This is a genomic window from Corynebacterium nasorum (assembly GCF_022345765.1).
GTDB classification, from domain to species: domain Bacteria; phylum Actinomycetota; class Actinomycetes; order Mycobacteriales; family Mycobacteriaceae; genus Corynebacterium; species Corynebacterium kefirresidentii.
Window position 1 is genome coordinate 191,477 of the sequence record NZ_JAKRDR010000002.1, and the last position, 25,052, is coordinate 216,528.

At 58.6% G+C, this 25,052-nt stretch carries 26 protein-coding genes and 3 pseudogenes; 10 read left to right on the forward strand and 19 right to left on the reverse strand.

The genetic code is table 11. The features are described 5' to 3' along the window. Window positions 1-27: 27 nt before the first annotated feature. From MHK04_RS02835 to MHK04_RS02845, 3 genes are read left to right on the forward strand one after another with little or no spacing between them, the layout of a single operon-like run. Window positions 28-606, forward strand: coding sequence for an LURP-one-related/scramblase family protein (locus MHK04_RS02835; protein ID WP_239207757.1), 579 nt, complete (start codon window positions 28-30; stop codon window positions 604-606). A 20-nt stretch (window positions 607-626) separates the two neighbouring features. Then, window positions 627-1,211 carry a TetR/AcrR family transcriptional regulator gene (locus tag MHK04_RS02840; protein WP_239206188.1) on the forward strand — a complete coding sequence of 195 codons (585 nt, stop codon included), beginning with the start codon at window positions 627-629 and terminating at the stop codon, window positions 1,209-1,211. Further along, a complete protein-coding gene (locus tag MHK04_RS02845; protein WP_239206186.1) occupies window positions 1,208-1,570 on the forward strand; it encodes a DoxX family protein in 363 nt (120 codons plus the stop codon). The genes MHK04_RS02840 and MHK04_RS02845 overlap by 4 nt, the downstream gene beginning before the upstream one ends. Window positions 1,571-1,933: 363 nt before the next feature. Here the strand turns inward: MHK04_RS02845 and MHK04_RS02850 are convergent, their stop codons facing one another. The 8 genes and pseudogenes from MHK04_RS02850 to copR form a co-directional block, all read right to left on the reverse strand. After that, on the reverse strand, window positions 1,934-2,401 hold the full coding sequence (locus MHK04_RS02850) for a hypothetical protein (protein WP_239207756.1): 468 nt from the start codon (window positions 2,399-2,401) through the stop codon (window positions 1,934-1,936). Window positions 2,402-2,483: 82 nt separating this feature from the next. After that, window positions 2,484-3,218 (reverse strand): ABC transporter permease, encoded by a 735-nt coding sequence (locus tag MHK04_RS02855; protein WP_239206184.1) that lies wholly within the window; start codon window positions 3,216-3,218, stop codon window positions 2,484-2,486. Then, window positions 3,215-4,099 carry an ABC transporter ATP-binding protein gene (locus MHK04_RS02860; protein WP_239206182.1) on the reverse strand — a complete coding sequence of 295 codons (885 nt, stop codon included), beginning with the start codon at window positions 4,097-4,099 and terminating at the stop codon, window positions 3,215-3,217. The genes MHK04_RS02855 and MHK04_RS02860 overlap by 4 nt, the downstream gene beginning before the upstream one ends. Before the next feature lie 584 nt (window positions 4,100-4,683). Next, a pseudogene (locus MHK04_RS02865) lies at window positions 4,684-5,393 on the reverse strand (IS6 family transposase). Between the two features lie 93 nt (window positions 5,394-5,486). Beyond that, the gene (locus MHK04_RS02870) at window positions 5,487-7,721 is read right to left on the reverse strand and encodes a copper-translocating P-type ATPase (RefSeq protein ID WP_239207755.1); all 2,235 of its coding nucleotides are present in this window, start codon (window positions 7,719-7,721) and stop codon (window positions 5,487-5,489) included. A 51-nt stretch (window positions 7,722-7,772) separates the two neighbouring features. Beyond that, entirely contained in the window at window positions 7,773-8,099 is a 327-nt protein-coding gene (locus tag MHK04_RS02875) for a heavy-metal-associated domain-containing protein (protein ID WP_238801655.1), read from the reverse strand. A gap of 140 nt (window positions 8,100-8,239) precedes the next feature. Beyond that, window positions 8,240-9,367 (reverse strand): two-component system sensor histidine kinase CopS, encoded by a 1,128-nt coding sequence (gene copS, locus MHK04_RS02880; protein ID WP_239207754.1) that lies wholly within the window; start codon window positions 9,365-9,367, stop codon window positions 8,240-8,242. Continuing rightward, window positions 9,364-10,086 carry a two-component system response regulator CopR gene (gene copR / locus MHK04_RS02885; protein ID WP_239207753.1) on the reverse strand — a complete coding sequence of 241 codons (723 nt, stop codon included), beginning with the start codon at window positions 10,084-10,086 and terminating at the stop codon, window positions 9,364-9,366. Before copR ends, copS begins: the two co-directional genes overlap by 4 nt. A gap of 404 nt (window positions 10,087-10,490) precedes the next feature. On the opposite strand from copR, the gene MHK04_RS02890 reads away from it, so the two are divergent. Next, window positions 10,491-11,060 (forward strand): CueP family metal-binding protein, encoded by a 570-nt coding sequence (locus MHK04_RS02890; RefSeq protein ID WP_239207752.1) that lies wholly within the window; start codon window positions 10,491-10,493, stop codon window positions 11,058-11,060. Window positions 11,061-11,131: 71 nt separating this feature from the next. Then, on the forward strand, window positions 11,132-12,613 hold the full coding sequence (locus MHK04_RS02895; RefSeq protein ID WP_239207751.1) for a multicopper oxidase family protein: 1,482 nt from the start codon (window positions 11,132-11,134) through the stop codon (window positions 12,611-12,613). Here MHK04_RS02895 and MHK04_RS02900 read toward each other — a convergent pair. After that, window positions 12,591-12,800: an exonuclease domain-containing protein gene (locus tag MHK04_RS02900; RefSeq protein ID WP_367404175.1), complete on the reverse strand. Its 210-nt coding sequence runs from the start codon at window positions 12,798-12,800 to the stop codon at window positions 12,591-12,593. The genes MHK04_RS02895 and MHK04_RS02900 overlap by 23 nt on opposite strands. Window positions 12,801-13,937: 1,137 nt before the next feature. On the opposite strand from MHK04_RS02900, the gene cmtR reads away from it, so the two are divergent. Together cmtR and MHK04_RS02910 are read left to right on the forward strand one after the other, a co-directional pair. Next, window positions 13,938-14,297 (forward strand): Cd(II)/Pb(II)-sensing metalloregulatory transcriptional regulator CmtR, encoded by a 360-nt coding sequence (gene cmtR / locus MHK04_RS02905; protein WP_003849933.1) that lies wholly within the window; start codon window positions 13,938-13,940, stop codon window positions 14,295-14,297. Further along, the gene (locus MHK04_RS02910) at window positions 14,294-14,893 is read left to right on the forward strand and encodes a cadmium resistance transporter (RefSeq protein WP_239207750.1); all 600 of its coding nucleotides are present in this window, start codon (window positions 14,294-14,296) and stop codon (window positions 14,891-14,893) included. Before cmtR ends, MHK04_RS02910 begins: the two co-directional genes overlap by 4 nt. Before the next feature lie 655 nt (window positions 14,894-15,548). Here the strand turns inward: MHK04_RS02910 and MHK04_RS02915 are convergent. Continuing rightward, window positions 15,549-16,556, reverse strand: coding sequence for an ArsO family NAD(P)H-dependent flavin-containing monooxygenase (locus MHK04_RS02915; RefSeq protein WP_239207749.1), 1,008 nt, complete (start codon window positions 16,554-16,556; stop codon window positions 15,549-15,551). A 21-nt stretch (window positions 16,557-16,577) separates the two neighbouring features. Continuing rightward, window positions 16,578-16,925 carry an ArsR/SmtB family transcription factor gene (locus MHK04_RS02920; protein ID WP_239207748.1) on the reverse strand — a complete coding sequence of 116 codons (348 nt, stop codon included), beginning with the start codon at window positions 16,923-16,925 and terminating at the stop codon, window positions 16,578-16,580. Window positions 16,926-17,011: 86 nt separating this feature from the next. Between MHK04_RS02920 and arsB the strand changes: the two genes are divergently transcribed. Together arsB and MHK04_RS02930 are read left to right on the forward strand one after the other, a co-directional pair. Further along, on the forward strand, window positions 17,012-18,130 hold the full coding sequence (gene arsB / locus MHK04_RS02925; RefSeq protein ID WP_239207747.1) for an ACR3 family arsenite efflux transporter: 1,119 nt from the start codon (window positions 17,012-17,014) through the stop codon (window positions 18,128-18,130). Continuing rightward, a complete protein-coding gene (locus MHK04_RS02930) occupies window positions 18,127-18,546 on the forward strand; it encodes an arsenate-mycothiol transferase ArsC (RefSeq protein WP_063279266.1) in 420 nt (139 codons plus the stop codon). The genes arsB and MHK04_RS02930 overlap by 4 nt, the downstream gene beginning before the upstream one ends. A gap of 124 nt (window positions 18,547-18,670) precedes the next feature. Here the strand turns inward: MHK04_RS02930 and MHK04_RS12175 are convergent, their stop codons facing one another. The 6 genes and pseudogenes from MHK04_RS12175 to arsD all read right to left on the reverse strand — a co-directional run bounded on the left by MHK04_RS12175 (window position 18,671) and on the right by arsD (window position 22,695). Beyond that, window positions 18,671-18,799, reverse strand: coding sequence for a hypothetical protein (locus MHK04_RS12175; RefSeq protein WP_003849984.1), 129 nt, complete (start codon window positions 18,797-18,799; stop codon window positions 18,671-18,673). A 30-nt stretch (window positions 18,800-18,829) separates the two neighbouring features. Continuing rightward, entirely contained in the window at window positions 18,830-19,714 is an 885-nt protein-coding gene (locus tag MHK04_RS02935) for a permease (RefSeq protein ID WP_239207746.1), read from the reverse strand. After that, window positions 19,704-20,093 (reverse strand): ArsR/SmtB family transcription factor, encoded by a 390-nt coding sequence (locus MHK04_RS02940; RefSeq protein WP_003849997.1) that lies wholly within the window; start codon window positions 20,091-20,093, stop codon window positions 19,704-19,706. Before MHK04_RS02940 ends, MHK04_RS02935 begins: the two co-directional genes overlap by 11 nt. 251 nt (window positions 20,094-20,344) lie before the next feature. Then, window positions 20,345-20,454 (reverse strand): annotated as a pseudogene (locus MHK04_RS02945) (IS3 family transposase); the annotation flags it as partial. Between the two features lie 121 nt (window positions 20,455-20,575). Further along, the gene (gene arsA / locus MHK04_RS02950; RefSeq protein ID WP_239207745.1) at window positions 20,576-22,327 is read right to left on the reverse strand and encodes an arsenical pump-driving ATPase; all 1,752 of its coding nucleotides are present in this window, start codon (window positions 22,325-22,327) and stop codon (window positions 20,576-20,578) included. Then, entirely contained in the window at window positions 22,327-22,695 is a 369-nt protein-coding gene (arsD, locus tag MHK04_RS02955; protein WP_239207744.1) for an arsenite efflux transporter metallochaperone ArsD, read from the reverse strand. Before arsD ends, arsA begins: the two co-directional genes overlap by 1 nt. Before the next feature lie 156 nt (window positions 22,696-22,851). Here arsD and MHK04_RS02960 point away from each other — a divergent pair, with 156 nt between their 5' ends. Beyond that, window positions 22,852-23,529: a metalloregulator ArsR/SmtB family transcription factor gene (locus MHK04_RS02960; RefSeq protein WP_239207743.1), complete on the forward strand. Its 678-nt coding sequence runs from the start codon at window positions 22,852-22,854 to the stop codon at window positions 23,527-23,529. Between the two features lie 101 nt (window positions 23,530-23,630). Here the strand turns inward: MHK04_RS02960 and MHK04_RS02965 are convergent. Both MHK04_RS02965 and MHK04_RS02970 read right to left on the reverse strand, forming a co-directional pair. Next, window positions 23,631-24,340, reverse strand: a pseudogene (locus MHK04_RS02965) (IS6 family transposase). Window positions 24,341-24,629: 289 nt separating this feature from the next. After that, the gene (locus MHK04_RS02970) at window positions 24,630-25,019 is read right to left on the reverse strand and encodes a heavy metal-responsive transcriptional regulator (protein WP_004601215.1); all 390 of its coding nucleotides are present in this window, start codon (window positions 25,017-25,019) and stop codon (window positions 24,630-24,632) included. Between the last annotated feature and the right edge of the window lie 33 nt (window positions 25,020-25,052).

The window sequence follows — 25,052 nt, forward strand, 5'->3', positions numbered from 1 at the left end:
TCCACCAGCTGCCCTACAGTGGCTGGCATGACGCAAAATTTATTCACACTAGATGAGCTCGTAATTACCCAGACCAAGTCCTTCCTCAATGATCAGTTCATGATCACCGATATCGACAACACCCCTGTGGGCACGATCCTGCAATCCACCAGCCTCAAAGACATGGTGTTTAAATCTTCCCGCAGCTTGGAGGTTGCACTCACGGATGCCGAGGGCAACCCTCTACAGACGGTCATGACGATTTCGGATCCGCCGAATTTTCTGCGGGATACCTACGAGGTGCACTTGCCGGGAATCGAACAGCCCATGGCTGTCATTACCAAGCGTTTCTCCATGCTCAAAACAAAGCTGGAGCTGACCATGAAGGGCTTTCCTGACGTCGAAATTCGCGGCGATTTCTGGGACTGGAATCTCTCCATCACCTCCCACGGCCGCCAGCTTGCCAACGTCACCAACGAGTGGACCGGCGTAGGCAACTACTTCATGGGTAAAAATACCTACTGCCTGGCCATCACACCGGGCCTCAACGAGCAACAACATGCTGCCATCATCGGCGCCGTGATGAGCATGGATATGCTGCGGACGAAGGAAAAGAATAGAGAGTAGATGTCTGCTACGATATGAACATGTTCACTGAACCTGTTCATAAAAACTCACGTGCGCGCTCGAAGAACACAACGCGCCTAAAGGTGTTAACCGCTGCAGGCGAACTTTTCGAAACTACGGGATATGCCGATACCAGCATTAGAGAAATTGCGAAAAAGGCTGGTGTCAGCGTTGGCACAGTCATGTCTGTCGGCGAAAAGCGCGCACTGCTGGTTCAAAGCATCAGCCACAAAATTGCAAAGATTCATGACGGACTCAGGACTCAACCACCTGGAGATCTCATTTCGGTCATCAATCCATTTTTGGAGATGTTTGCAGGACACAGCGAACTATCCCGCGCTTACGCATCTGCTCTCATTGAACTTGGCGATCAAGGGCAAGAGCTCAGACGCTTGGAACATCTTCTCACGGAAGAAATCCTTCGACGTCTCGCGGCATCAAGATTGACCGAGGATGAGTCTCGCGATCTTGCAGGAGTCTTGTATCACGCCTATCTAGGTTTGCTAATCGGCTGGGCCGCCGGACTTTATTCGTCGCAAGAACTAAAAGACCAAGCACGCACAATCATCAATCGCCTAGAAAGCGTATTTGGAGTCCAACTATGATTTTCGACGAAACAGCCCCTATCTGGCCTTCCATTCTCCTTGCCGTCATTCTTTCAGGCGACGTCATACTGTCAATTCGTCCCGTTAAGTTCATTGAAAAATGCCTCACCGGCGTAAAATTCCCACGCCAATGGTGGTGGGCTCTCATCTATATCAAATGCGTCGCGATTTCCGGGCTGATAGTCGGACTTGCCTACCCCGGAGTCAGAGTTGCGGCACTAGCAGGCATCGTCACATATTTCTTTGCTGCAGCCTTCGCTCACCTGAAAGCCAAATTCACCGGCACCGAATTCTGGGCTAACTGTTTGGGCATGCTTATCCTTTCCATCGCGGCGCTAATTGTAACGCTCGCCGCATAATGCAGAAAGGAGTTCTACATTCCCGTAGGCACTTTCAGATCTAACCCCTATTAGGTGGACACCTGATGCCCAGTCCGGTTAGGTTGGGTACAAAGGTAATCTACCACCATGTCTAGGTACTCCGAACAGTTCAAACGCGATGCCGTAGCACTCTACAAGAACAATAAGGAGAACTCGCTGAGCTCAGTGTCAGCATTGTTTAGAATCAACCGTGCATCACTGCATTCTTGGACTAAGCTCTACGCACCGTCAAACACACTCGTACGAAAACCGTCCATGATAAAGCCCATTCCGCTTTTTCACCGTGGTAGAGATATTTGCGTATTCTTTGCGGCATAATCTAAGGGATACACAACGGATTGCTCAGTACATGGGGATTTCTGGACCTTGGCCACGGAAGTTTTCGGTCAAAAATCCGAACTCGACTTCCCATATATGATACTCACTCGGTAAGAATGAAGGCTCCTTTTTCTGCCGAGAAACGACCTCAGTTTGAGCTGCTTCACGCGTGGTAAATGCAGCCAATATATCTGGGCTCATTTCTTGGAAACACACGGAGGAATGTTGCGCATACCCCTCCCTAAAAACGAGATAGACAAGTCTCGGGAAACGAGACTTGTCTAGTTTTCCGTCCCAGCCGTCAAGGGGAACTTCTTCAGTCCAACAGGTTATACTTGGAGAATCAACATGCTCGCCCATGGCACGCTCCTGCTCTCTGGTTAAAGCTATTCCGACAAATTCTTCGTCAGACGTAGCTTCCGTACGCGCAAAGAGCACAAAAATTTTAGCCTGGTTGCTGCTATCTGAAATTCTACCTATTAAGCCTTGCATACTTCTCTAAACGGTTTAGTTTTAACAGTCGCAGTGTAAGTTTTATCGGAGCGTGTCAAATTATTTGTGTGTGGAAAAACTTTTATTCCCGTTTATGCCGCCAGGGTAGAGAAACCACAGCACCAATAAGCAAGATGGCAGTGACACCTACTAAATATGCTATGGATACCCAGGGGATTCCATCGCCGCCAAAGAGGCCGTATCTAATGGCTTCACTTATGTGGACAGCCGGGTTGGCTTCTCCCACTATCTGAAGCCACGAAGGCAACAAGTCTTCAGGAACGGCAACCGGGCCGAGACTTAGCAGCGTAATAGCCAATAACAATGAGATGGAAGATGCCTGCTCAAGGCTGGAACATAATGCTCCAATTATCATTCCGGCAGAAAGAAAAGCACAACCAGCAAAAAATAGGGCTGGAATGATAGTGAAAGAAGGAGATAAAGAAAGCCCGAGAATCTTAACTACCGCAACTGGAGTTATGAGCAGTGAAGGAGTAGCTAAGAGACTAAAGGCGATAAAGCTCCCCACAACAAACTGGAGGCGCTTTGCCCCAGTAGCAGCTAGTTGATCTAGAGCTCCATTCGCCTTCATAAAGGAAATATTGGTGGCAATTTTACCCTGCAACTCGAATAGCAAAGAAAAAGATAGACCACCAATAACAGCGTACTCAACGGCGGCCCCACCTAAATTTTGTGCGTACACACCAAGCCCTAAGGACATTAGAACAGGAACGACAATCCCAGTAAGCAGCATGGACGGCCAAGACCAGCGCCAATTAGTCAGCTGTATGCGTGTAAACGTAAAGGTGTTACTCATGCTTCATTCGTTTGGGATGCGATTAGGTTGACAAAAACATCCTCGAGATTGGGTGAGCTAATAGTAATATCGCCGGCTCCTTCGTCACATAGTTTCGAGACAATTCTCGGAACTTCGTCGACACCTACTATCTGCTCGCAAGGTTCTGAACTTTTATCACTATTGGACTCAGTGCGGTACGCAATGGTTCGTCTATTTTGAACGTTTTGCATGACTTGGTTAACCGTGCCGTTGGCAATGAGCCGCCCTTTATCCATAATTCCGAGATGAGTTAGGCAGGATTCAACTTCGGAAACTGCATGAGTGATTACCAATACGGTAACTCCCTTATGAGAGAGTGCCTCAATTTCGTCCCATACTAGACGGCGATTTAACGCATCCAGCTCATTCGTGGGCTCATCCAGAATGACGAAAGGGCGGTTTGAGGAGATAGCGATTGCAAGTTGGACAAGTTTACTTTGTCCACCAGATAGCGATCTCACCTCTCGATTGCGGAATCGAAGAATGCCTAGCTTTTCTAGGAGATGTTTCTGCTGCTTGTTCGATGATTTCGTCCCGTACAGCCGACCAAAGAAATTCATTGATTCCTCTACAGTCATGGTGTTTAGGGCTAGCGGAGATTGCGACAAATATGCGACGTTTGACCTCTGCCAGTGAGTGGTTGCGGACGCATCTCTGCTTTCATTTATCCAAATGTGGCCGGAAGTAGGGCGTAGTATGCCGGTGAGGATACGAGCTAAGCTGCTCTTTCCTGAACCGTTGCGCCCAATTAAACCGTAGACACTACCCCTGTCGATATTTAGCGAAACGTTGTCGACTGCGGGCTTTTCTCGATTAGGATAGGACTTACAGAGACGCTCTAGTCGTACAAGTTCTGACATGACCCACTGTCCTTTAGTTGACGACGAAGCTGCCTAGACTTACGGCGGACGACGTTAAAGCAGTCGAGATGTGCAATGTCATCATCCGAGAATGATTGCGATAGTAGCATTCTCAACGCTTTGCTGATCATGGTCATAAACAGCATTACGGTTTGGACACCAATGTAAACTGTGGGCCTGACCCTCGGAAAGTAGACACGTCGGGAGTAACTTTGCTGCTTGCCATATTTACCATCGCCAAATAAGCGTACTCACCTGATTAAATAGTCCCATCAAGGTCGAATATATAATCGCTCACCGCTGTTTAACGCCTATCGCAATGGAGTTCTTACCCAGGGCAAAGAGCGTAAGTACTGCTACGACTGACACGAGGATAAAAGTAACTGTCACCGATAAGAAACCGGAATACTCCAGTAACAGCCCAGCCAAAATAGCACCCACCATCATTCCAGCCGGCGGAAGCATTTCAACACGCCCCCGTGCAGCTGGATTAGCTTTTCCGAACAGGTGTTGTTGCAAAGTTGGGCGGAGAGCAGCGAAGACTCAGTTTCTCATTCCCTGATGGCCGCTGCGTGTGGGCGTTGTTAGGTCGTCTCGAAGACCTGGTTGACGATCACCGCGTCCGGGTTCGGTTGCCCGTAGGCAAACATCGCGCCTTGCCCTTTCCACAATGATTGCATAGCCTTCATCCCTTTCAACGTCCGATATACAGATGTCCGGTTCTTAAACGCGCCTTTCGGCCCGAGGATCCGCTTCAGCCGACCATGGTCGCCTTCCAGGATGTTGTTGAGGTATTTCACCTACCGGTGTTCCATTGTTGGCGGGCAGATTCCCTCTGACTTCAACTCGGCGATTGCCCTGGCAAGGGAGGGTGCTTTATCGGCGTTGATCACTCTGAGATACCCGCCTGACGCATTGAATCTGAGGGCCTTGGCCAGGAAACGCTTCGCTGCGGCCACGTTCCACTTCGGAGAGAGGTAAAAGTCCAGGGTCTGGCCACCGGCGGTGATCGCCCGATAGAGGCAGCACCACCTGCCGCCGACCCGGATATAGGTCTCATCCACCCGCCAGGAACTAGCTTGCCAGTCAGGTACCTGCCGGCACCACCGTGTTTGCTGGTCCAGCTCAGGCGCGTATTTCTGGACCCAGCGGTAGATCCTGGTGTGATCGACCGGCACGCCCCGCTCGGTCATCATTTCCTCCAGAGCGCGGTAGCTCACCCCGTAGCGGCAGTACCACCGCACTGCCCATAGAATGATGTCACGGGGAAATGACAACCGGAGAAGATACCCATGGCTGTGATTACATCACGTCGCTCTTCCTACTGCCCCAACTTTGCAACAGCACCTTTCAGGGTCATATGGGGGCAGTGGAGAGAAGTGGTGGATCAGTGGACGGCGGTGGATGCCGGAGTAGGCGTGGTGTGTTCCTCCTTCGACTCGGTCGAAGCCAGGCGAGCCGGATCCAGATCAATGCGGCGCAGCAGCTGGGCGTTCAGGGCCACCACGATGGTCGAGGCAGACATCAAGATCGCGCCCACGGCCGGGGACAGCACGAACCCGATCGAGGCGAGCACTCCGGCAGCCAACGGCACGGCGAGGATGTTGTAGCCAGAGGCCCAGATCAGGTTCTGGATCATCTTGCGATAGCTGGCCTGGGACAGCTCAATCATCGACAGCACTGCCCGCGGGTCATCACTGGCTAGGACCACCCCGGCAGATTCCATAGCCACATCCGTGCCGGCACCGATGGCGATACCGACGTCCGCGCGGGTCAGAGCGGGGGCGTCATTGACACCGTCACCGACCATGGCCACGCTCAAACCCCGGTCCTGTAGCTGCGTGACCTTGGTATCTTTGTCCTGGGGTAGGACCTCGGCGAAGACCTCATCAATGCCTAGGTCCTGACCAACCGCCTGGGCCACCTGCTGCGCGTCGCCGGTGATCATCGCGACCTTCACCCCGCGGTCCTGCAGGGCTTTCACGGCGGCGCGGGATTCGGGGCGGATCTTGTCCTCGACGGCCACCGCACCGATGATCTGACCGTCGCGGACAATATGGAGCACACCGGCCCCACGCCCGGTCCAGGCGCTGGTGGTGTCGGTGAGCTCGGCCGGGGTGGTGAGGTTGAACTCGCGCAGCATGTTCGGCCCGCCCACGAGGATCTCAGCGCCATCGACAGTGGCCCGGACCCCTCGGCCGGAGGCGGCGCTGAAACCAGTTGCACGGATTTGCCGACGGGAGGCCTCGGGATGGGCGGCCGCGGCTGCCACGATGGCGCGGGCCACGGGGTGCTCGCTGTCGGCCTCCGCGGCGGCGGCTAGGGCCAGCAGCTCGGCCTCGGTGACGCCGACAGCTGCCGCGACACCGGTGACCGCGTGCGCACCCTCGGTCAGGGTGCCGGTTTTGTCGAAGAGCACCACGTCGATGGTGCGCATCCGCTCGAGCGCCATCCGGTCCTTGATGAGCACCCCGGATTTCGCAGCCCGCTCGCTGGAGATCGCAATGACCAGCGGAATCGCCAGGCCCAGGGCGTGCGGGCAGGCGATGACCAGCACCGTGACTGTGCGCACCACGGCATCGTCCGGGCTGCCGATGATGGTCCACACCACCGCGGTGATCAGAGCGGAGATCAGCGCGAACCAGAACAACAACGCCGCCGCCCGATCCGCCAGGGCCTGGGCCCGGGAGGAGGACTCCTGGGCGTCGGCAACCATGCGTTGGATCCCGGCCAAGGCGGTGTCCCCGCCGGTAGCCTCCACCCGGATGCGGACGGTGTTGTCGGTGGCCACGGTACCGGCGACCACCTTGTCACCGGTGTCGCGGAAGATGGGACGAGATTCGCCGGTGATCATCGCCTCATCGAATTCGGCGGCTCCGTCGAGGATGGTTCCGTCGGCCGGCACCCGGGCACCGGCCCTCACCAGCACGACGTCGTCGACGACCAGCTCGGAGATGGCCACGGTGCGGGTGGTCCCGTCGATGACTTTCTCGGCCTCATCCGGCAGCAGGGCAGCCAGCGCATCAAGCGCGGAGGACGCGGCCCCGAGAGCGGACATCTCCAGCCAGTGGCCCAGCAGCATGATGGTCACCAGCAGGGCCAGCTCCCACCAGAAGTCCAGCTCAAAACCGCCCAGCCCCAGAGTGGTGACCCAGGAGGCGACAAACGCCACGGTGATGGCCATGGCGATCAGGAGCATCATCCCGGGTTGGCGGGATTTCAGTTCTTTCCATCCGCCCTTGAGGAAAGGCGTTCCGCCGTAGACGAAGATGATCGTGCCCAGCACCGGGGGGATCCAGGTGGATCCGGGGAATGCCGGGAGGTGGTAGCCGAGCAGGTGGGCGACCATGGGGCTGAAAATAACGACGGGAATGGACAGAATCAGCGACCACCAGAAGCGGTCGCGAAACATTGCGGTGCTGTGTCCAGCGTGTTCGCCGTGACCATGAACGTGGTGGTCTTCGTCCGGGGCGGAATGCGGGTGATCGTGGGGCATCGCCTGGCCGTGAGTGTCGGCATCTGCGTGGTGTTCGTGGCTGGCATGATCCGGGTGGTGGGTGTGGTCTGTTTCCGGAGTGGGGTGATCACCATGGTGATCACCGGAATGGTGGGGAGTGCTCATGACGTTCCTTTCGCTCAACCCGGTCGGGGTCGAGATGATGGGTAAAACTGATCAGGATAAGACGGTGTAGCCGGCCTCCTCGATGGCCCGGCGAACCATCTCCGGAGGTACGACACCGGTGACTGTGACGGTGGAAACACCACCAGCAGCGAGATCAATCTGGACGTCGTCGACCTGGGGGAGAGTCTGAAGGGCCTGGGTCACGCTTTTCGCGCAGTGCCCGCAGGTCAGGCCGGTGACCTGGTAGCTAGGGGAGGACCCTCCTGCTGACGAGTCGCTGGCGGCAGGGATGGAGGCAGTGTCTGCACGTGAGGCAGGTCCGCAACAGCTGCAACCGTGGGAGGCCATCGGCAAAAGGCGGGGCGGGGAGGTGATCATGGAAAAGCTCCTTCGGTTCGGTGGGGTGCGGCGATGCCGCCCTCTAGCGTATACCCCCAGGGGGGTATATTTTCAGCATACCCCCCCGGGGTATATTTTCAAGGGTGGAGGGCGCGGCCCTCACGCGGGGCAGGGTGTGGTCACCGAGCAGCCTCCTCACTGTCGGGAGGGGACAGCGGGAGGCGGAGGGCAAACACCGCTCCGCGACCGGGTCCGGGGGAGGTGGCGGTGAGAGTGCCACCGTGGGCCTCGATCAATGCCTTGGAGATGGTCAGACCGATACCGGACCCGCCGTCGTCCCGGCTGCGGGCGGCATCCCCCCGGTAGAAGCGTTCGAAGATGTATCTGAGCTGGTCAGGTGGGATGCCCTCGCCGTCATCGGCGACGTGGATGAGCGCGGTGGACGCCCCCTGTCGGTGGACGCTGATCCGGACCTGCCCGCCAGCCGGGGTGTGCCGTAGCGCGTTCGACAGCAGATTGCTCATCACCTGGCCGAAGCGTTGCCGGTCCACGAACACCCGGGCGGTGTCTGTAATGGTCTCGACCTGTAAATCGACGCCTTTGTCAGCATAAGCTTCCCCCGCGGCAACAGCGGCGGTATGGAGCAGATCCCCGAGCCCTTCCTCCGCCAGGTCCAAATCGATCCGGCGTTCCTGGGCCCGGGAGACATCGTCGATGTCTTCCATCAACCGGGTCAGGCGGGTGAGTTGGTCAGCCATGATCGTGTGGGTGGCATTATTCCAGTCCACGACCCCGTCCTGGAGACCATCGAGGTAGACCGTGAGCACCGATAAGGGGGTGCCCATTTCGTGGGCCAGATCAGAGAGCATCTGGCGGCGGACCTGTTCGGTGTGTTCCAGCCGGTCGGCCATGGTGTTGAAGGCATGCGCCAGGGTGGTGACCTCGGGGCCTGCTTTTCCGGCGGGCACGCGGATACGGGAGTTGCCGGCCGTCAGATTGGTAGCGGCGCGGGTGAGATCCTGCAGGGGGGTGCGCAGACGACGCGATAACCACAGGCTGGCCAGCAGGGCGCTGATCAAGGCGGTGGGCAGGGCGACGGCCAGAGTGATCAGGTTGGCTCCCCGGTAGGCCTGCTCGGCATGGAACAGCTCCAGCGAGGGGTCCTCCCGGCCGGTCATCAACATATGATCATGGAACAGGGTCGGGCCCACCATCGTGGCCACGGCCGCGGCCACCAGCAGGCTAATCACCACGACCAACACCTGGGCGGCCAGGAAGCGGAAGGTCAGGCCGGGTCCGTGATTCATGGCAGCCCCACCCGGTAGCCCACGCCACGCACGGTGTCGATAAACCCCCGGCCCTGGGTGTCGGTGCCGAGCTTGCGACGCAAGTTGCCGATGTGGACATCGACGATGCGTTCATCACCGACCCAGGTGGTGTCCCAGACCTCGGTGACCAGGTCGTGGCGGGTCAGCACCTGGCCGGGGCGCAGGGCCAGGGCAACCAGCAGCTCGAACTCCGTGCGGGTGAGCTCCACGGTCGTCTCCCCCACCCGCACCTGATGGGCGACGGGGTCAAGGATGAGGTCACCAACGATCAAGGGGGTGGTCACCTGCGGTGGGGTGGTGCTGGTGCGCGGGCGGCGCAGCACCGCATGCACTCGGGTCACCAGTTCCCGGATGCTAAAAGGTTTGGTGATGTAGTCATCCGCCCCCAGGGTCAAACCGCTGATCTTATCGTCCTCGCTGCCACGCGCGGTGAGCATGAGGATGTAGCAGTCCGAGAAGGTGCGGATCCGTCGGCACACCTCCAGGCCGTCGAGTTCGGGCAGCCCCAGATCCAGCACCACAACATCGGGGGAAAAGCGACGGGTCTCGTCCACGGCCTGGGTGCCGGTGTGCGCCTGGCGGGTATCGAAACCGGCCCGGATGAGGTAGGAGGCCACCATCTGAGCCAGGGGTTGTTCATCATCGACGACCAGCACCCGCCCCGGGGGCGTGGTGGTGGTCGGTGTGCGGTCAGCCATAGACCCCAGTATCGCTCCGGTCAGGGGGGAATACCACCCTCGCTCAGTGCCCGGCGGGGAAATCTTCATCAAATCTTCAAACATCACCCTTCGACCGCCGTCGCCCCTGTGCCCCACCCCGGGCCAGCAGCATCGCCTCCCCTGGTCGGTTCAGCAGGAGCCACCAGGGATTTCACTGCCTGCACCGCATACCCGGGGCGAGTAGAAGGACATCGCCCACGGCTGTGGGGTGGTGTCCCGGTGGTGACCCAGCCCACCGAATTCACCCTCTTTTCGCCCTGTTATAAAGCTGTGAGCAGGGTTTTTGATTTCTAGTCCGTCAGGCACCCGTGCTAGATAAAGGTATGGCATCGACCTTGAGGCGGTGCCTTCTCACGGTCTTACCACGATCCAAGGAGATTGACGTGAAACGAGCAGCGATCGCAGCCGCCGCCCTCGCCCTCACGGGGTGTTCGGCCGCGGACCCGGAACCCACCGCCGACGGGACGGTGTCCCAGGATACATTCCTGACTACCCATGGCCTGGCCGACATGGACGCGGTGGAGATCATTGATCACCTCGACCGGCAGAAGGTCACTGAGCGTCCCACGGATCTGAAAGCCTCAGTGCGTGCCGATGAACTGCTGCTCTCGAGCGATGACCAGGAAGTCGTGGTCGATCTTCCCGACAATCAGACGTATGTCTCGATCGCACCCTATCTCACCTCCACCCACGACTGCTTCTACCACAGCCTCACGACCTGCCTGGGGGAACTCGACAATGAGGATATCCAGGTCACGATCACCGATGAGGCGACTGGTGAGGTGCTGGTGGACGAGGCGACAACCACCTTCGACAACGGGTTTATTGGCTTCTGGCTTCCCGATGATGCCACCGGCCTGATTGAGGTCAGCTACCAAGGGCGCACCGGCACCGCGGAGTTTTCCACCGCCGACGACGGTGCCACCTGTGTCACAGACCTGCACCTGACGTGATGGCTCAGCAGGGTCCTCACCTGCGCCTGTCTCCCGTGTCACTGAAATCTAACACCAAGGAAGGTTAAATCATGATGAACGGATTTTCCCGACGACAGTTTCTGCTCGGCGGACTCGTCCTCGCCGGCACCGGGGCCGTGGCCGCCTGCACCAGCGACCCTGGACCCGCTGCCTCGGCACCAGGTTCCTCTCTTCGCCCCACTCCCACCCCCACTGCGCTCGGTGAGCCGACGGTGCGCCGGACACTGACCGCCCGGCCCCTCTCTCTGGATATCGGCGGCATCGAAGCCAAGACGTGGGGATACGTCTCTGACACCGGGGATGCGGCCATTGAGGCCACCGCCGGCGACGTCCTCCAGGTCGATATCACCAATGAACTGCCTGAGAGCACCTCCATCCACTGGCATGGCATCGCACTCCACAACGCAGCCGACGGTGTGCCCGGCATGACCCAGGACCCCATTGAACCTGGCGAGTCTTTCTCCTATGTTTTTGAAGTCCCCCACGGTGGCACCTACTTCTACCATTCCCACTCCGGCCTGCAGCTTGATCGCGGCCTCCACGCCCCACTGATCGTCCGTGACCCGCAAGACGCTGAGGACCAGGACGTCGAGTGGACCATCGTGCTCGACGACTGGGTCGATGGCATTCAGGGCACTCCCGACGATGAGCTCGACAAGCTCACCGGAATGGGTTCGGGCGACCATAACGGGAAGAAGGGGATGGGAGGCCACGGCCATATGATGCACGGCACCCCGGACCGGGTACTGGGCGGGGATGCCGGCGATGTGATGTATCCGCACTACCTCATCAACGGACGTATCCCCCGTGCTCACCGGACCTTCGAGGCTCGCCCGGGCGACAAGGCCCGCCTACGGTTTATCAACTCCGGCGGTGACACCATCTTCAAGGTGGCCCTCGGTGGTCACCGCATGACCGTCACCCACACCGACGGCTTCCCTGTCCAGCCCAGGGAGACCGAATCGATCTACCTGTCGATGGGCGAGCGTGTCGACGTCGAGGTCATCCTCGGCGACGGCATCTTCCCGCTCACGGCTTTGGCGGTGGGTAAGGACGACCGCGCCTTCGCCGTCATCCGCACCGCCGGCGGCCAGGCCCCCCACCCCGATGTCGACTTCCCCGAGTTGTCGTCCACCGGACTGCTTCTGTCCTCCCTGAAGCCAGCAGACCGTGCACTCCTACCCGAGGACACACCAGACCGAGAAGTCAGCATCGACCTGGACGGGCAGATGATGCCGTATGAATGGAGCATTCTCACCGACGGCCAATCCTCCTCCGCGACCGTGCAGGAGGGCCAGCGCCTGCGGATGGTCATGCGCAACAGGACCATGATGCCCCACCCCATGCACATCCACGGCCACACGTGGGCGCTGCCCGGCAGCGGCGGACTACGCAAGGACACCGTCCTCCTCCGCCACGGTGAAACCATGATCGCCGACCTGATCGCTGACAACCCCGGTGAGTGGGCATTTCACTGCCATAACGCCTATCACATGGAAACCGGGATGCTCAGCTCGCTTCGCTACGAGTAACCCCCACAGCAGGGTTGAGTGCCGAGGTGGGCGGGGGTGTCCCCCGAGTAGTGAACACGGCGTTGGTGTCAGGGGTGAGCAATGTGTGCCAGGAGTCAACGGGATTGAAGTATGCGTCAGCGCGCACGGCAGCAAGTCCAATGATGCGGTCGTAACGCTTGTTAAAGCCGGTGGTTTCGGTATCAATGACCGCAAAGACCGGCTTGCCCGGTGTGCGCGGGGCGTAGCGGTTGAGGAGGTTTTCTAAAAGCCCATAGCCCCAAGCCTAGAGGCCCGTACCGACATGCCCGCCTAAACGCTATCGAACACTGCAACCAACGTGGATTTCTGTGGATAACCACACTAGCCCTGTGCGGGTTGTCCACAAGGTTAGTGTGGTTGGCCTTTCGTAGCGGACGTGGGTGTGGTTGCCTTAGTGCTATGAGCACTTCGCAGGACTATCCGAACTCCACCCCAACCCCCGCTACTACGACCACTGGGGAGGGTCAGCGGCGGGGCCGAGTTTGCGGGATATTTCCCAGCAGGAATTAAATACTGCTACCCAGTACATGATTGATGAGCATGGATATGCTGCGTACTAAGCAGAAGAACTGCGACTAGGAAAAATAAAAAGAACCGGAGTGGAAACTTCTGTGGTTTCCATCTCCGGATTTCGATGGTGTGATGTTCACGATGGCAGCTCAGCATGGCTTTTCAAAGAGCATATCCCGTACTGCGGATATGGATTCTTCCCTAGTGCTTCCAACGACGAGAAGCACTAGGGGAGTTTCCTTTTATTGAGCGCCGTTTTCCTTCGGCCGGCCAGGGGTTTCGTGGAAAGATTGAAGATGTTTCTTGAAAGCCCCGTGACGGACGAGGGGCTTTTATGAAACTTCCTGACCAGATGTATTAGGTCCGCGGCAACACCCCGGTTACACGCAGTTTCGCCTCGGGTTACACAACAGAAGTAAATTTTTGACGTGAGCAGGAGCGCTCCTGAGAACGGGAAGTCAGGAAATTCCGCTTCCGACTCTTCCTGCCTCTCGGCAAGCTCCACGCTCCACGGTGAACGTTCGACAAGTTCGTCAAAGGTGAGCACCTCCGGTGACTTATGGTTCGAGCGGAAACTTTCAACGCTACGGAACTTCGAGCCAATTCGGTTGCCTTCGGCGCGGCACAAATCGCACATGGGCCGATCATCAGAAACGAGCGTGGTTCAGCTGTTTTCGCAACTTTGCCGGAATCTGCGCCATCTCTGCTACTTTCACTGTCTCTTCAGCAGCGCACACAGCTGCACCGCTACCCGGAACTTGACTAGTTCAGCGATCGCTGTATAGTTCAGCGCATGCTGACTATTGCTTCGCGTCTCGACGTGATGAACCGCCTGGGTCGTGCACTGGCCGACCCCACTCGATCCCGGATCATCTTGACCCTGCTCGACCATCCCGCCTACCCGGCGGAACTATCCCGAGATCTGGACCTGACACGCCCGAACGTGTCCAACCACCTGACATGCTTGCGCGATTGTGGGATTGTCGTCTCCGAGCCAGAGGGGCGTCGGACACGATACGAGATCGCCGATCCGCACCTGGCACAGGCACTGACAGCACTGGTCGATGCCACCCTGGCAGTAGACGAAGACGCCCCGTGCATCGATCCCGTCTGCACGCTTCCCGGGTGCTACGCAGCTGGGGAGGACGCATGATCCTCACCTCGGCCTTGCAGGCGATAGGCCTGTTCGCAGCTACCAACATCGACGACATCATCGTGCTCTCCCTCTTCTTCGCGCGAGGGGCAGGCCAGCGCGGCACCACCGCCCGCATTCTGGCCGGCCAGTACCTCGGATTCGCGGGCATCCTCGTCGCCGCGATCCTTGTGACCACCGGCGCCGGAGCATTTCTGCCCCCGGCAGCCATTCCATATTTTGGTCTCATCCCTCTGGGCCTCGGCCTCTGGGCCGCATGGGAGGCCTGGCGCGGAGACGGTGACGACGATGACGAGGCCAAGGTTGCCGGCAAGAAGGTCGGCGTGGGGGCGGTCGCAGGCGTCACCTTTGCCAACGGTGGCGACAATATCGGCGTCTACACCCCTGTATTCCTCAGCGTGGAGCCTCTCGCAGTAGTCGCCTACTGTGTTATCTTCCTCGCGCTCGTTGCGGTCCTGGTGGCCCTGGCAAGGTTCGTCGCAACCCGCCCCCCGATCGCGGAAGTGCTCGAACGCTTTGAGCACATCCTCTTTCCCATCGTTCTCATCGGCCTCGGTATCGTGATCCTCGTCAGCGGCGGAGCCTTCGGGCTCTGACGTAGCGGCAGCGTTCCAAACGGCCCCGACCGGGCGTTATCGGTGGCTCCTATAACACCTGGAAGGTCTTTTTGAAGCGCTGTCGGGGCGTGTGAATCTAATCACACAAAGTTTACAGAATCCCAGCAATTAAACTTTCGGCTACCCAATTTCACCCGCGGACGCAATGAGACTAGCACCGACGCTTTCCCCAACGCGCCACCGCTTGCGGCGTAGCCCGACCAAAGCCACCGGTTGGTTCTCAAACGAGGACGAAGCCCGTGGCCTAGAGCTCGTGTCGGAGTAAGCACTGCTGATGCGGTCGCCGAAGAACTGGGGATGTCCCGACGATAGATATACCGACTTCTGACACGCCACCGCGAGGGTTCAGGGGTAGTAACTGATCTGCTCGCGGATTTTCCCGCGCGGTGCGCAGCTTGTCCCCGCTGAGCAGTGGTGGCCGGCTTTCCGTGCGGCCACGAACCCAGGCAGGCTCCAGACCGGCCTGTCTCCGCCCCCGGATCAGATCACATTCAAACTCCGCCGGGCGGGAAGATGTGGAACACTTTTCGGCCCCGGAGGATGAGGTGCCGGTGTTTCCTGCAGCGATCGAAACTCCACTCCTCTCGTTGTGCTGACGACAGAATGCCCCTCGGGGTTGCCAGCCAGGCGGGGATTACTTGACGGTCATGCCGAATGAGTCCGCGATAGTCCGCGCGGTCTGCTTGGCGTAGGGGCCTACCCCGGTGAGCGTGGCGGATCCGGGGCCGGTCCAGTCGCCGTAACCGACCAGGTGCAGGCCCGGGTATTTTGGGGTCGTGCCGTCTAGGAGCCGGCGCACCGGCCCGAGGGACGGCCGAAACCCGGTACACCAGATCAGATGATCGGCCCGTACTTCGTTGAGGGAGTTAAACATCGGCGTCGCCGCCAACCATCCGGCGTCGCGGGCAGCGCGCACCTGAGGCAGCACGACAATGTCGCCGAGCTCCGAGTCGGCCCCTGGATCGGTCTCGCCGCGCTGGACGGCCAGGGCGCGTTGCCGGTTCCGGCGAAACAGCACCCGCCCGTCGACCTCATCGGGCATCCACCGTGGTGGATGGCGGGTATACCAGGTGACTTCGGCAACACCGGTGAGCTCGGCGGCGATCTGCGCGGCGGAGTTCGCCGCCCCCACCACAGCCACGGACGACCCCCGGAAGGGGCCCACCCCCGGATAGTTCGCCGAATGCCACTGCGTGCCGGTAAACAATCCCGGGTAGGCCGGAACGAAGGGAGTAGACCAGGTACCGGTGGCGGCTACGACATGGGGAGCCGTCCACGACCGATCACCGGCGTGGAGGCGGTAGCCTCCAGCCACCCGCTCGACGCGGTCCACGTGCACGGGGCGCTCGACGGGGATCCGGTAGCGCTGCTCATAGTCGGCAAGGTAGTCGATGACATGGTCCGACGGTGGAAACCCCTCGTAGGCTGGCATAGGCTTGCCCGGCAGGCTGGAAAACTCCGCGGTGGAAAACAACGTCATTGATGGCCACACATGCCGCCACGCCCCACCCGCATCCTCCTGATCGTCGAGGACCAAGATGTCCACGCCTGCTCGCAGCAGGTAGTAGGCGGTGGCCAGCCCCGCCTGGCCACCGCCAATAATGATCGCCTCGAAGTCTTTGCTGGTCACGTGTATGGTCATCTCCTTCTCGTCGGTGGTGATTCAGTCCATTTGCAACACGGTGCGCAGCTCCGCGAACAGCTCCGGGCGCACCTGATGGGTCACCGTCCGGCCGACCCGGACCTTGTCCAATAACCCGGCCTCGGTCAACCGCTTCAGGTGGTGCGACACGGTCGGCTGGCTCAACCCCGATGTCTCTGTCAGCTCCCCGACGCTGACCGGGCCGCAGCCTTCGGCCGCTAACTGCGATAGCAAGCGCAGGCGGGCGGGATCGGCCAACACCTTGAACAATGTGGCGTAGCGTTCGGCCTCAACACTGGTCAAGGGGCCAGCACCCAGTGAGCAACAGTCGGACAAGTCTGCCAGCGGGAGAGTCTGCGAGAGTGTCATACCAACCATTCTATATTGACAATCATCAATATGAAAGCTACTTTTTGTATTGATGCTTGTCAATACTGTGAAAGGCTCGTATGAATATGAATGTTGATAACCGCCCACGCATGACCTTTTTAGATCGCTTCCTGCCGGTCTGGATCATTCTCGCGATGGCCGCTGGCCTACTCATCGGCCGGGTGGTCCCCGGTATTAGTGACGCCTTGGGCGCTTTAGAGGTCGGTGGGATTTCCCTGCCGATAGCGCTTGGCCTCCTGGTGATGATGTATCCGCCACTGGCGAAGGTTCGCTACGACAAGGCCGTCGAGATCGCCGCCGATAAACGCCTGATGACGGTGTCCATCGTCCTCAACTGGCTGGTCGGTCCGGCTTTCATGTTTGCCTTGGCTTGGATCTTCCTGCCAGATCAGCCGGAACTGCGCACCGGGTTGATCATCGTCGGCCTGGCTCGGTGTATTGCGATGGTGCTCGTCTGGAGTGATCTGTCATGTGGTGACCGAGAGGCCACGGCCGTGCTGGTGGCGATTAACTCGGTGTTCCAAGTCATCATGCTCGGCGTACTCGGCTGGTTCTACCTCCAGGTCCTGCCGGCCTGGCTGGGCCTGGAGACTACCTCGGCCGAATTTTCCTTCTGGTCGATCGTGGCTTCCGTGCTCGTATTCCTTGGCATCCCGCTGGCCACCGGAGTGGCCTCCCGGATCATCGGTGAAAAAACCAAGGGCCGTGCCTGGTACGAAAACACCTACCTGCCGAAGATCTCCCCGCTGGCACTGGTCGGCCTGCTCTATACCATCGTGCTGCTGTTTTCCCTGCAGGGCGAGCAGATTACCTCCCAGCCGTGGACCGTCGCCCGCGTGGCTGTGCCGCTGCTGGCCTACTTCGTCGGCATGTTCGCCGTCGGACTGATTGCTGCGAAGGCGTCGGGAATGAATTACGCCCAGTCGGCGTCGGTGTCGTTTACGGCCACGGGCAATAACTTTGAGCTGGCCATCGCCGTGGCCATCGGCACCTTCGGGGCGACCTCCGCACAGGCGCTGGCCGGTACGATCGGCCCGTTGATCGAGATCCCGGTGCTTGTCGGCCTGGTCTACACCATGCGGTGGCTGGGACCGAAACTCTTCCCCCAGGATCCGACCCTACCCGTATCCTCGACACTGTCCTCGCAGACTGCTGTATCCGAGAAGGAGAACTTCACCTCATGAGCACCCACCCAACAGTTCTGTTCGTTTGCGTCGGCAACGGCGGCAAGTCCCAGATGGCCGCAGCCCTAGCCGCTAAGCACGCTGGTGACCGGATCGAGATCCACTCCGCCGGCACGAGACCCGGCACGAAGCTCAACCCCCAGTCCGTCGAGGTCATCGCCGAGGCCGGTGCCGACATGTCCGCAGGCCACCCTAAGGGTGTAGATCCACAGCTGTTGCGCGAGGTTGACCGCGTGATCATCCTGGGAGGTGATGCCCAGCTGGAGCTTCCCGACGACGCCCACGGAACGTGTGAACGGTGGGTGACCGACGAGCCGTCTAGGAGGGGGATAGAGGGGATCGAGCGCATGCGTCTGGTCCGTGACGACATCGACACGCGTGTACGCCGGCTCGTTGCCGAGTTGCTCGAGAACTAACCACCCCACCTCACACCATCAACGACCCCGCGCGAATTCGCGCGGGGTCGTTGATTCCTGAACTGATCATCAGCGTCGTCGGCCTGAAACCGGACATGCTGGTAGATACCAGGAGCGTGGCAGGTTAGGACTGAGCCTGCGGATGCTCCTCCTCCTGGTCACTGGTGGTGTCGGTGTCGTCGTCGGCGACGATCTCGACACTGCAGCAATCGGAGTTCGTATTCTTCTTGTGAAACAGGTCTTTGAAGCCCATGAGGGTCTCCTTTCGTTAGAGGTACGTGGTTTAGAGGATGATCGTCATCGCGTAGCCGGCCAGCATGGCCGCCAGCAGAATGGTGATCACGAAGGTGGCCAACAGTTTCGGCTTGAACACTGCCGCCAACATCGAGATTTCCGGTGGCGAGGCCCCGGACCCGCCGATCATCATCGCGAAGATCGGGCCGATGGCCACCCCGGCACCCGATAAAGCCAGGGCGACCGGCAGCATCGTCTCCAGTCGGACATACAGCGGGATACCAATCGCCGCAGCCAGTGGAATCAGCCACCAGACGTTTCCACCGGCCATAAATCTCAGGCCGTCTTCGGGCACAACCCCGTAGATGAATGCACCGATGGCCACGCCGATGATCATCGGAAGGAGCATGGGGCGAAGATCGTCCCATGCCTGACGGATTGCTGCCGGGGTTTCTTGTTTGATTCCACGCCACGGGGTCCCGTCCAGCTGGCGCCCGCCCTTGACCTTGACCTTGCGCAGCTGGTCTTCCATGCCCAGCGCGGTCCAGACCCAGGGTGCTCCCAGCGACAGCAGCACCATGATCACTGCGTAGCTGATCGCGACCTGCCAGGTAAGGGTCAGCCAGATCCCGCCGACGATAACCGGGTTGAGCAGCGGCGAAGCGATCAGGTAGGTCACGGTGGTACGAAAGGCCACCCCGGCTTTGAGCATGCTGACAAACATCGGGATCGTCGAACAGGAACAAAACGGAGTGATCGCCCCCAACGCCAGTCCCTTGACCTGACCGGGAACCGCTCCACCAGCCATCCAGCTCTGCAACCGCTCCGGGCCGAAGCGCCGGTTGATCAACGCGACCACATAGGAGATCACCAGAAACAGCAGGAGCAGTTCGACCAGGAGGGTAGCGAACGTGCCGAGCGCGCTAATCAGCATCAACGACCTCGTTTCTCAGGGAGGTGTCCGTGCAGCAGGCGCGTTGTCCCTCCGGCGTCAACGTCGCCAGGTGCGCCAGCCAGCGCACCGGATCAGCCAGCTGAGCACAACACACCGAATTCAGCGTGGCACGACCCGTCGGCTCCGAGTCCACCAGTCCGGCCTTGCGCAGGGCAGCCAGATGATGGCTAACCAACGCCTGACTCATCCCGGTGACCTCATGGAGCTGGCGGTTGGTCATCGACTTCTCCGCCAAGGTGAGCAGGATCGTCAACCGGTTTTCATCCGACAGCGCGGACAGGGTGGGCACGAGTAACTGGGCCCGCTCGGCGGGACTGAGATCCGACGCGGGGATGGATAAGGAAATCTCTGTAAGCATACTCCAACATTAACAAGCGGTTACTTGTATTTCAAGCGATGGTTTAAACGTCGGAAAAGGGGACCCTTCCCGCCTTTCCCGAGTACCTCACTTCTAAGGAAGCGAGACACCATTAACGACAATAGATTGAAAATACATAGCCCCAGGAGGAGCATGTCTCACAAGTCACACTCCAAAAGAACAGTTTTGAATTACAAACGCCCTCGCAAACATCATGTGAACTTGCCTCCGAAAATTGGACTGGTTTAACTTCAGGCGGTTAGGGTTTCAAGGGTCTGACTCCGATATTGCATCGGGGCCAGGCCCTTGAGTCGTTGTTGGAGTTGTACCACTGGATGTACTCGTCGACTGCAGCGGTGAACAAAGCTATTCAAGTCTCAGAATAAAAACGGCCACCTCGTCTATCCAACAGTTTATAACTGGCCGAAGAGACGAGGTGACCTATACGACTTAGCTTCGGCAAATCGATATTTGCATAGTTCTTAGTCGGGTATGACGGGTAGTTGAACCACTTGTACCCCTGCCTGGTCAACGACCGAATTAATTACCTCCTGTTGCGCATTGGCTCGTCGTAACAGGAACGGTGAGGAGGTCTCGGTTGCAGGGAGCGACTGGTTGATTACCCATGCCCACGGCTCAATACCTGCTCGCGACAGGTCAGCTGCGAGGGATTGCGCCTCGAGCATTGGCGTGGTTTCTGGCAGTGTCACGAGGATTGGCCGGGTCACTTCCGCATTTTGCAAGTGTTGGAGCGTGGTCGCAGAATCGTCACGTCCAGATTGACGCATGAGTTCGCGGTGGTAGGACCCAGTGGCGTCCAGTAACAGCAGGGTGTGCCCGGTGGGGGCGGTATCGAGGACAACCCACTGGTTTTCGGCCGTTGATACGACCTCAGAAAATGCGTTGAAAACGGCCACTTCTTCTGTACATGGGGAGCGCAGGTCTTCCTCCAACTGTGCGTACCCGTCGGCATCGAGAGAAGCGCCTTTGCTGGCGAGCACTTCTTCTCGGTAGCTAGCCGTCACCGCGTCAGGATCGATAGACGACACCGTCAAACCTTTGACGCTGTCTTCGAGGGAACCATCGAGGTGATTCGCAGGGTCCGTGGTGGACAGATGTACCGGCTTGCCGCGCTTAGCGAGCTCCAATGCCAGCATTTGCGCCACGGTGGTTTTGCCAACCCCACCTTTGCCCATGCACAAGACGAGTTTCGGTTTCCCCTCTGCTAGCTCATCCACCAGATTGGATAAATCAACGTGCGAATTTGAAACGGACTGCGTCAAGCCCGGCTCTAGGGCGCGACCCGCGTTCGAACTTTCATTATCGTCAGGCTCGCCCAGGTGTAATAGGCCGTCTACCCCCATCACCGGGTTAGCCTTCAACTCGAGCCGTACCGTTGGAATACTATTGATCGCGCTCAGCTCAGGATTTGCGGCAAGGCCATCAAGTAATGCCTGCTCCCTGGCATAAATTGACTCCGACAGCTGATCAGTAGCGGCGCCTACTGGCAGGATGCCATTGATCACCAACAGTGCCGGTTCGATTCCCATCTCAAGTAGTTCACCGGTGGAACGGTTAGCTTCCTGCAGAGTCGAGATTTGAGCTCTGGCCACCAGAACCAGTGAAGTTTGTGCCGGGTCAGACAGAGCGGCGACCGCCTCGTGATAGGTTTGCCGATTCTTCTCCAGCCCCGACATCGGCCCCAGACACGAGGCATCGCCCGCGCCTTTATCAATGAAACTTGACCAATCGCCAGGCAAGGACAGTAACCGCAGAGTGTGTCCGGTCGGAGCGGTATCGAAAATGATGTGGTCATAGCGGCTAGTAATGTCTTCGTTAGTTAGATAATCGACGAATCGATTAAAGCTAGCGACTTCAACGGTGCAGGAACCGGACAAGGTTTCTTCGGTTGTTGCTAGCACCTCGGGTGGCAGCAAGCCACGAACCGGCCCCAGGATAGATTCGCGATACCGCTCCGCTTCTGCTTCCGGGTCAATCTCTACCGCATCAAAGCTGGTAGCGCCGGGCACAAGGTCGGTTAGCTCTGCTCCGCCCGATCCGATCTCACGGCCGAATACCTGCCCAATGTTCGAGGCTGGATCAGTTGACACTAGCAGCACTCGTTTACCTTCACCTGCCGCACGGGTGGCTAGAGAGCAAGCAACCGTGGTCTTTCCGACTCCACCTTTACCAGTGAAAAACGCAAACTTGGTGCTCAGCTCAGGAAGGGACACTAGCAGCACCCACTTTCGCCACAGCAGCCAGACTCAACGACGGGCAAAGTGGTCTTTTCCTCCGGGGATACCCCGGCGAATTGACGGAGCTGATCGACTTGCGGGTAAGAACCAGTAGCAACGATAGTGCCATCGACCACAGTAACTGGCAGGCCGTCTGTACCCGCCACCTCGACATATGCGCGAACTGGCTCGCACGTCGCAAAATCATTGGGGGCAGACGCCAGATTATGCCTAGTCACGGTAATACCCTCCTTTTCCAGAGTGGTCAACGCTGCATTGAAATCAACGAGAGCTTGGTCTACGTCGGTTCCGCAGACCCCAGAAGAACAGCACAAAGCCGGTTCATAAATATCGATTTGACGCACAATTAACTCCTTACATTTCGATAGTTGCCGTACTGACTCGAACTCTATCACGTTTCGATGTTTATCGAAACGTGATAGAGTTCTTGCATGACCAACCAATATGCTCCGAATTGCTGCCCCGCACCTGCAGTTGCCGACGAAGGACGGTGTCGGGACGTGACGAGTATTTTTGCGGCACTTAGTGATGTCACGCGGCTGCAAGTGGCTCTGTTCATATACCGCTGTTCACCGAACCCGGTGTGCGCATGTTCATTCCCCGAGGTTTTTAATATCAGCCGGTCAACCATTTCGCACCATCTCACCAAGCTGGTAAATGCTGGCATATTAGGCCGTGAACAGCAGGGTAAGTGGGCCTACTATTCGATCGCCTCGGAATTTGATACTCAACTCCTTGACGTTGTCGCTAAACACGTGCCTCAACAAACCACACGCCGAAAGGAAGCCGCCGTGACCAAAATCCTTTTCGCCTGCAGACAAAACGCTGGTCGCTCACAAATGGCAGCTGCCATTGCGCAAGAACTAGCAACATCTGACGTGACCATCATGAGCGCAGGCACCGAACCGGCCGAGGAAGTACACCCCGAGGTACGCGACGCCCTCGCCGAAATTGGGTTAGAGCCGTTTGCGCAGCCAGAAAAACTGGATCCGGCGAAAGTGAAGATGGCCGATTGGGTGATCACGATGGGATGTGGCGAATCATGCCCAATTTTCCCCGGAACCCACTATGAAGACTGGGAGGTCGCTGATCCGTCGGAGGAACCCACAGAGGTCGTACGCGAAATCCGCGACGATATTACCAAGCGCGTAAAAGAGTTGTTGAGCCGAATTTCTTAAGGAAAATCTGCGCACCCCTAAGGGGGTGCTGTTGCAAAGTTGGGCGGAGAGCCGAGACGACCCAGTCTTCATCCTCTGATGCTCGCTGCGGGTCGGCGTTCTCAGGCAGCCTCGAAGACCCGGCTGACGATCACCGCATCCGGGTTCGGTTGCCCGTAGGCAAACATCGCGCCCTGGCCTTTCCGTAATGAATGCATCGCTTCCATCCCTTTCAACGTCCGGTACGCCGAGGTCCGGTTTTTAAACGCCCCCTTCGGTCCGAGGATCCGTTTCAGCCGCCCATAATCTCCTTCAATGACGTTATTGAGGTATTTCACCTGCCGGTGTTCCACGGTCTGCGGGCAGATTCCCTCTGACTTCAACTCGGCGATTGCCCTGGCCAGGGAGGGTACTTTATCGGTGTTAATCACCCGCGGGAACCCGGTTATCGTGTTCGACCTCAGGGTCTTGGCCAGAAAACGCTTCGCTGCGGCGACGTTACGCTTTGGGGACAGGTAAAAATCCAGGGCATGCCCACCCGCGGTGATGGCCCGATAGAGGTAGCACCACTTTCCCCGACCCGGATATAGGTCTCGTCCACCCGCCAGGACCGGGCCTGCCAATCCGGGACTTGTCGGTACCACCGGGTCTGCTTGTCCAGCTCAGGAGCATATTTCTGGACCCAGCCGTAGATGGTGCTGTGATCGACCGGTACGCCGCGTTCGGTCATCATTTCTTCCAGATCGCGGTAGCTGAGCCCGTAGCGGCAGTACCACCGCACCGCCCACAGGATGATTTCACGGGGGAAATGCCGACCGGAGAAGATGCCCATGGCTGTGATTATTTCACGCCGGTCTTTCTACTGCCCCAACTTTGCAACAGCACCTTATAGGCTCAGTTTTGGTTGCGAGTGCTGTGGTGGCAACTGTCAGTCCAGAGGCCAAGAAGCTTTTGGCTCAAAATGCACCAAAGGTATTATCCTCAACCGCCAAAATGTTACTTCCAGGTAAGAAATAGTCCCTATGTATAGATAGCTCCTGGCGGTTAATCCTGTCATCCTGGCTCTCGTCGAGCTGCAACTCTCGCATAGCGTGGTTGCTAAGGAGGTGTGCCCAATTGGATTACAAGTACCTACACACTTGATCGGTGCTGCACGTTTCAGGGTCCGGGTGTGCGGCGTCCTGTCTGAGGTCCGCGATAGTGTCGCGCAGCACGGAGAGCTGCGCGATCTGCTGCTCGATCTCAGCGAGGCGCACGTCAAGCAGGTCGCGCACGTGCTCGCAGGGCGCCTGGCCGCCGTCGCGGATGTCGAGGATCTGGCGGATCTGGGCGAGGGTCAGCCCGGCGGCCTGGCCCCGGTGGATGAACCCGACCCGACCCACGGCATCCTCGGCGTAGTCCCGATAGCCGGAGGCCAATCGCTCGGCCGGAGGGAGCAGCCCCGACTCCTCGTAGAACCGCAGGGTCTTGGTCGTGGTTCCGGTTGCTTCCGCAAGCTGTCCGATCCTCATGTTCGCCGATTCCCCTTCCAATGGCCACCACAC

Coding starts and splice junctions, on each gene's coding strand:
- MHK04_RS02835 (WP_239207757.1), top strand. CDS start 28: ATGACGCAAAATTTATTCACACTAGATGAGCTCGTAATTACCCAGACC.
- MHK04_RS02840 (WP_239206188.1), top strand. CDS start 627: ATGTTCACTGAACCTGTTCATAAAAACTCACGTGCGCGCTCGAAGAAC.
- MHK04_RS02845 (WP_239206186.1), top strand. CDS start 1,208: ATGATTTTCGACGAAACAGCCCCTATCTGGCCTTCCATTCTCCTTGCC.
- MHK04_RS02850 (WP_239207756.1), bottom strand. CDS start 2,401: ATGCAAGGCTTAATAGGTAGAATTTCAGATAGCAGCAACCAGGCTAAA.
- MHK04_RS02855 (WP_239206184.1), bottom strand. CDS start 3,218: ATGAGTAACACCTTTACGTTTACACGCATACAGCTGACTAATTGGCGC.
- MHK04_RS02860 (WP_239206182.1), bottom strand. CDS start 4,099: ATGTCAGAACTTGTACGACTAGAGCGTCTCTGTAAGTCCTATCCTAAT.
- MHK04_RS02870 (WP_239207755.1), bottom strand. CDS start 7,721: ATGAGCACTCCCCACCATTCCGGTGATCACCATGGTGATCACCCCACT.
- MHK04_RS02875 (WP_238801655.1), bottom strand. CDS start 8,099: ATGATCACCTCCCCGCCCCGCCTTTTGCCGATGGCCTCCCACGGTTGC.
- copS (WP_239207754.1), bottom strand. CDS start 9,367: ATGAATCACGGACCCGGCCTGACCTTCCGCTTCCTGGCCGCCCAGGTG.
- copR (WP_239207753.1), bottom strand. CDS start 10,086: ATGGCTGACCGCACACCGACCACCACCACGCCCCCGGGGCGGGTGCTG.
- MHK04_RS02895 (WP_239207751.1), top strand. CDS start 11,132: ATGATGAACGGATTTTCCCGACGACAGTTTCTGCTCGGCGGACTCGTC.
- cmtR (WP_003849933.1), top strand. CDS start 13,938: ATGCTGACTATTGCTTCGCGTCTCGACGTGATGAACCGCCTGGGTCGT.
- MHK04_RS02910 (WP_239207750.1), top strand. CDS start 14,294: ATGATCCTCACCTCGGCCTTGCAGGCGATAGGCCTGTTCGCAGCTACC.
- MHK04_RS02915 (WP_239207749.1), bottom strand. CDS start 16,556: ATGACCATACACGTGACCAGCAAAGACTTCGAGGCGATCATTATTGGC.
- MHK04_RS02920 (WP_239207748.1), bottom strand. CDS start 16,925: ATGACACTCTCGCAGACTCTCCCGCTGGCAGACTTGTCCGACTGTTGC.
- arsB (WP_239207747.1), top strand. CDS start 17,012: ATGAATGTTGATAACCGCCCACGCATGACCTTTTTAGATCGCTTCCTG.
- MHK04_RS02930 (WP_063279266.1), top strand. CDS start 18,127: ATGAGCACCCACCCAACAGTTCTGTTCGTTTGCGTCGGCAACGGCGGC.
- MHK04_RS12175 (WP_003849984.1), bottom strand. CDS start 18,799: ATGGGCTTCAAAGACCTGTTTCACAAGAAGAATACGAACTCCGATTGC.
- MHK04_RS02935 (WP_239207746.1), bottom strand. CDS start 19,714: ATGCTGATTAGCGCGCTCGGCACGTTCGCTACCCTCCTGGTCGAACTG.
- MHK04_RS02940 (WP_003849997.1), bottom strand. CDS start 20,093: ATGCTTACAGAGATTTCCTTATCCATCCCCGCGTCGGATCTCAGTCCC.
- MHK04_RS02970 (WP_004601215.1), bottom strand. CDS start 25,019: ATGAGGATCGGACAGCTTGCGGAAGCAACCGGAACCACGACCAAGACC.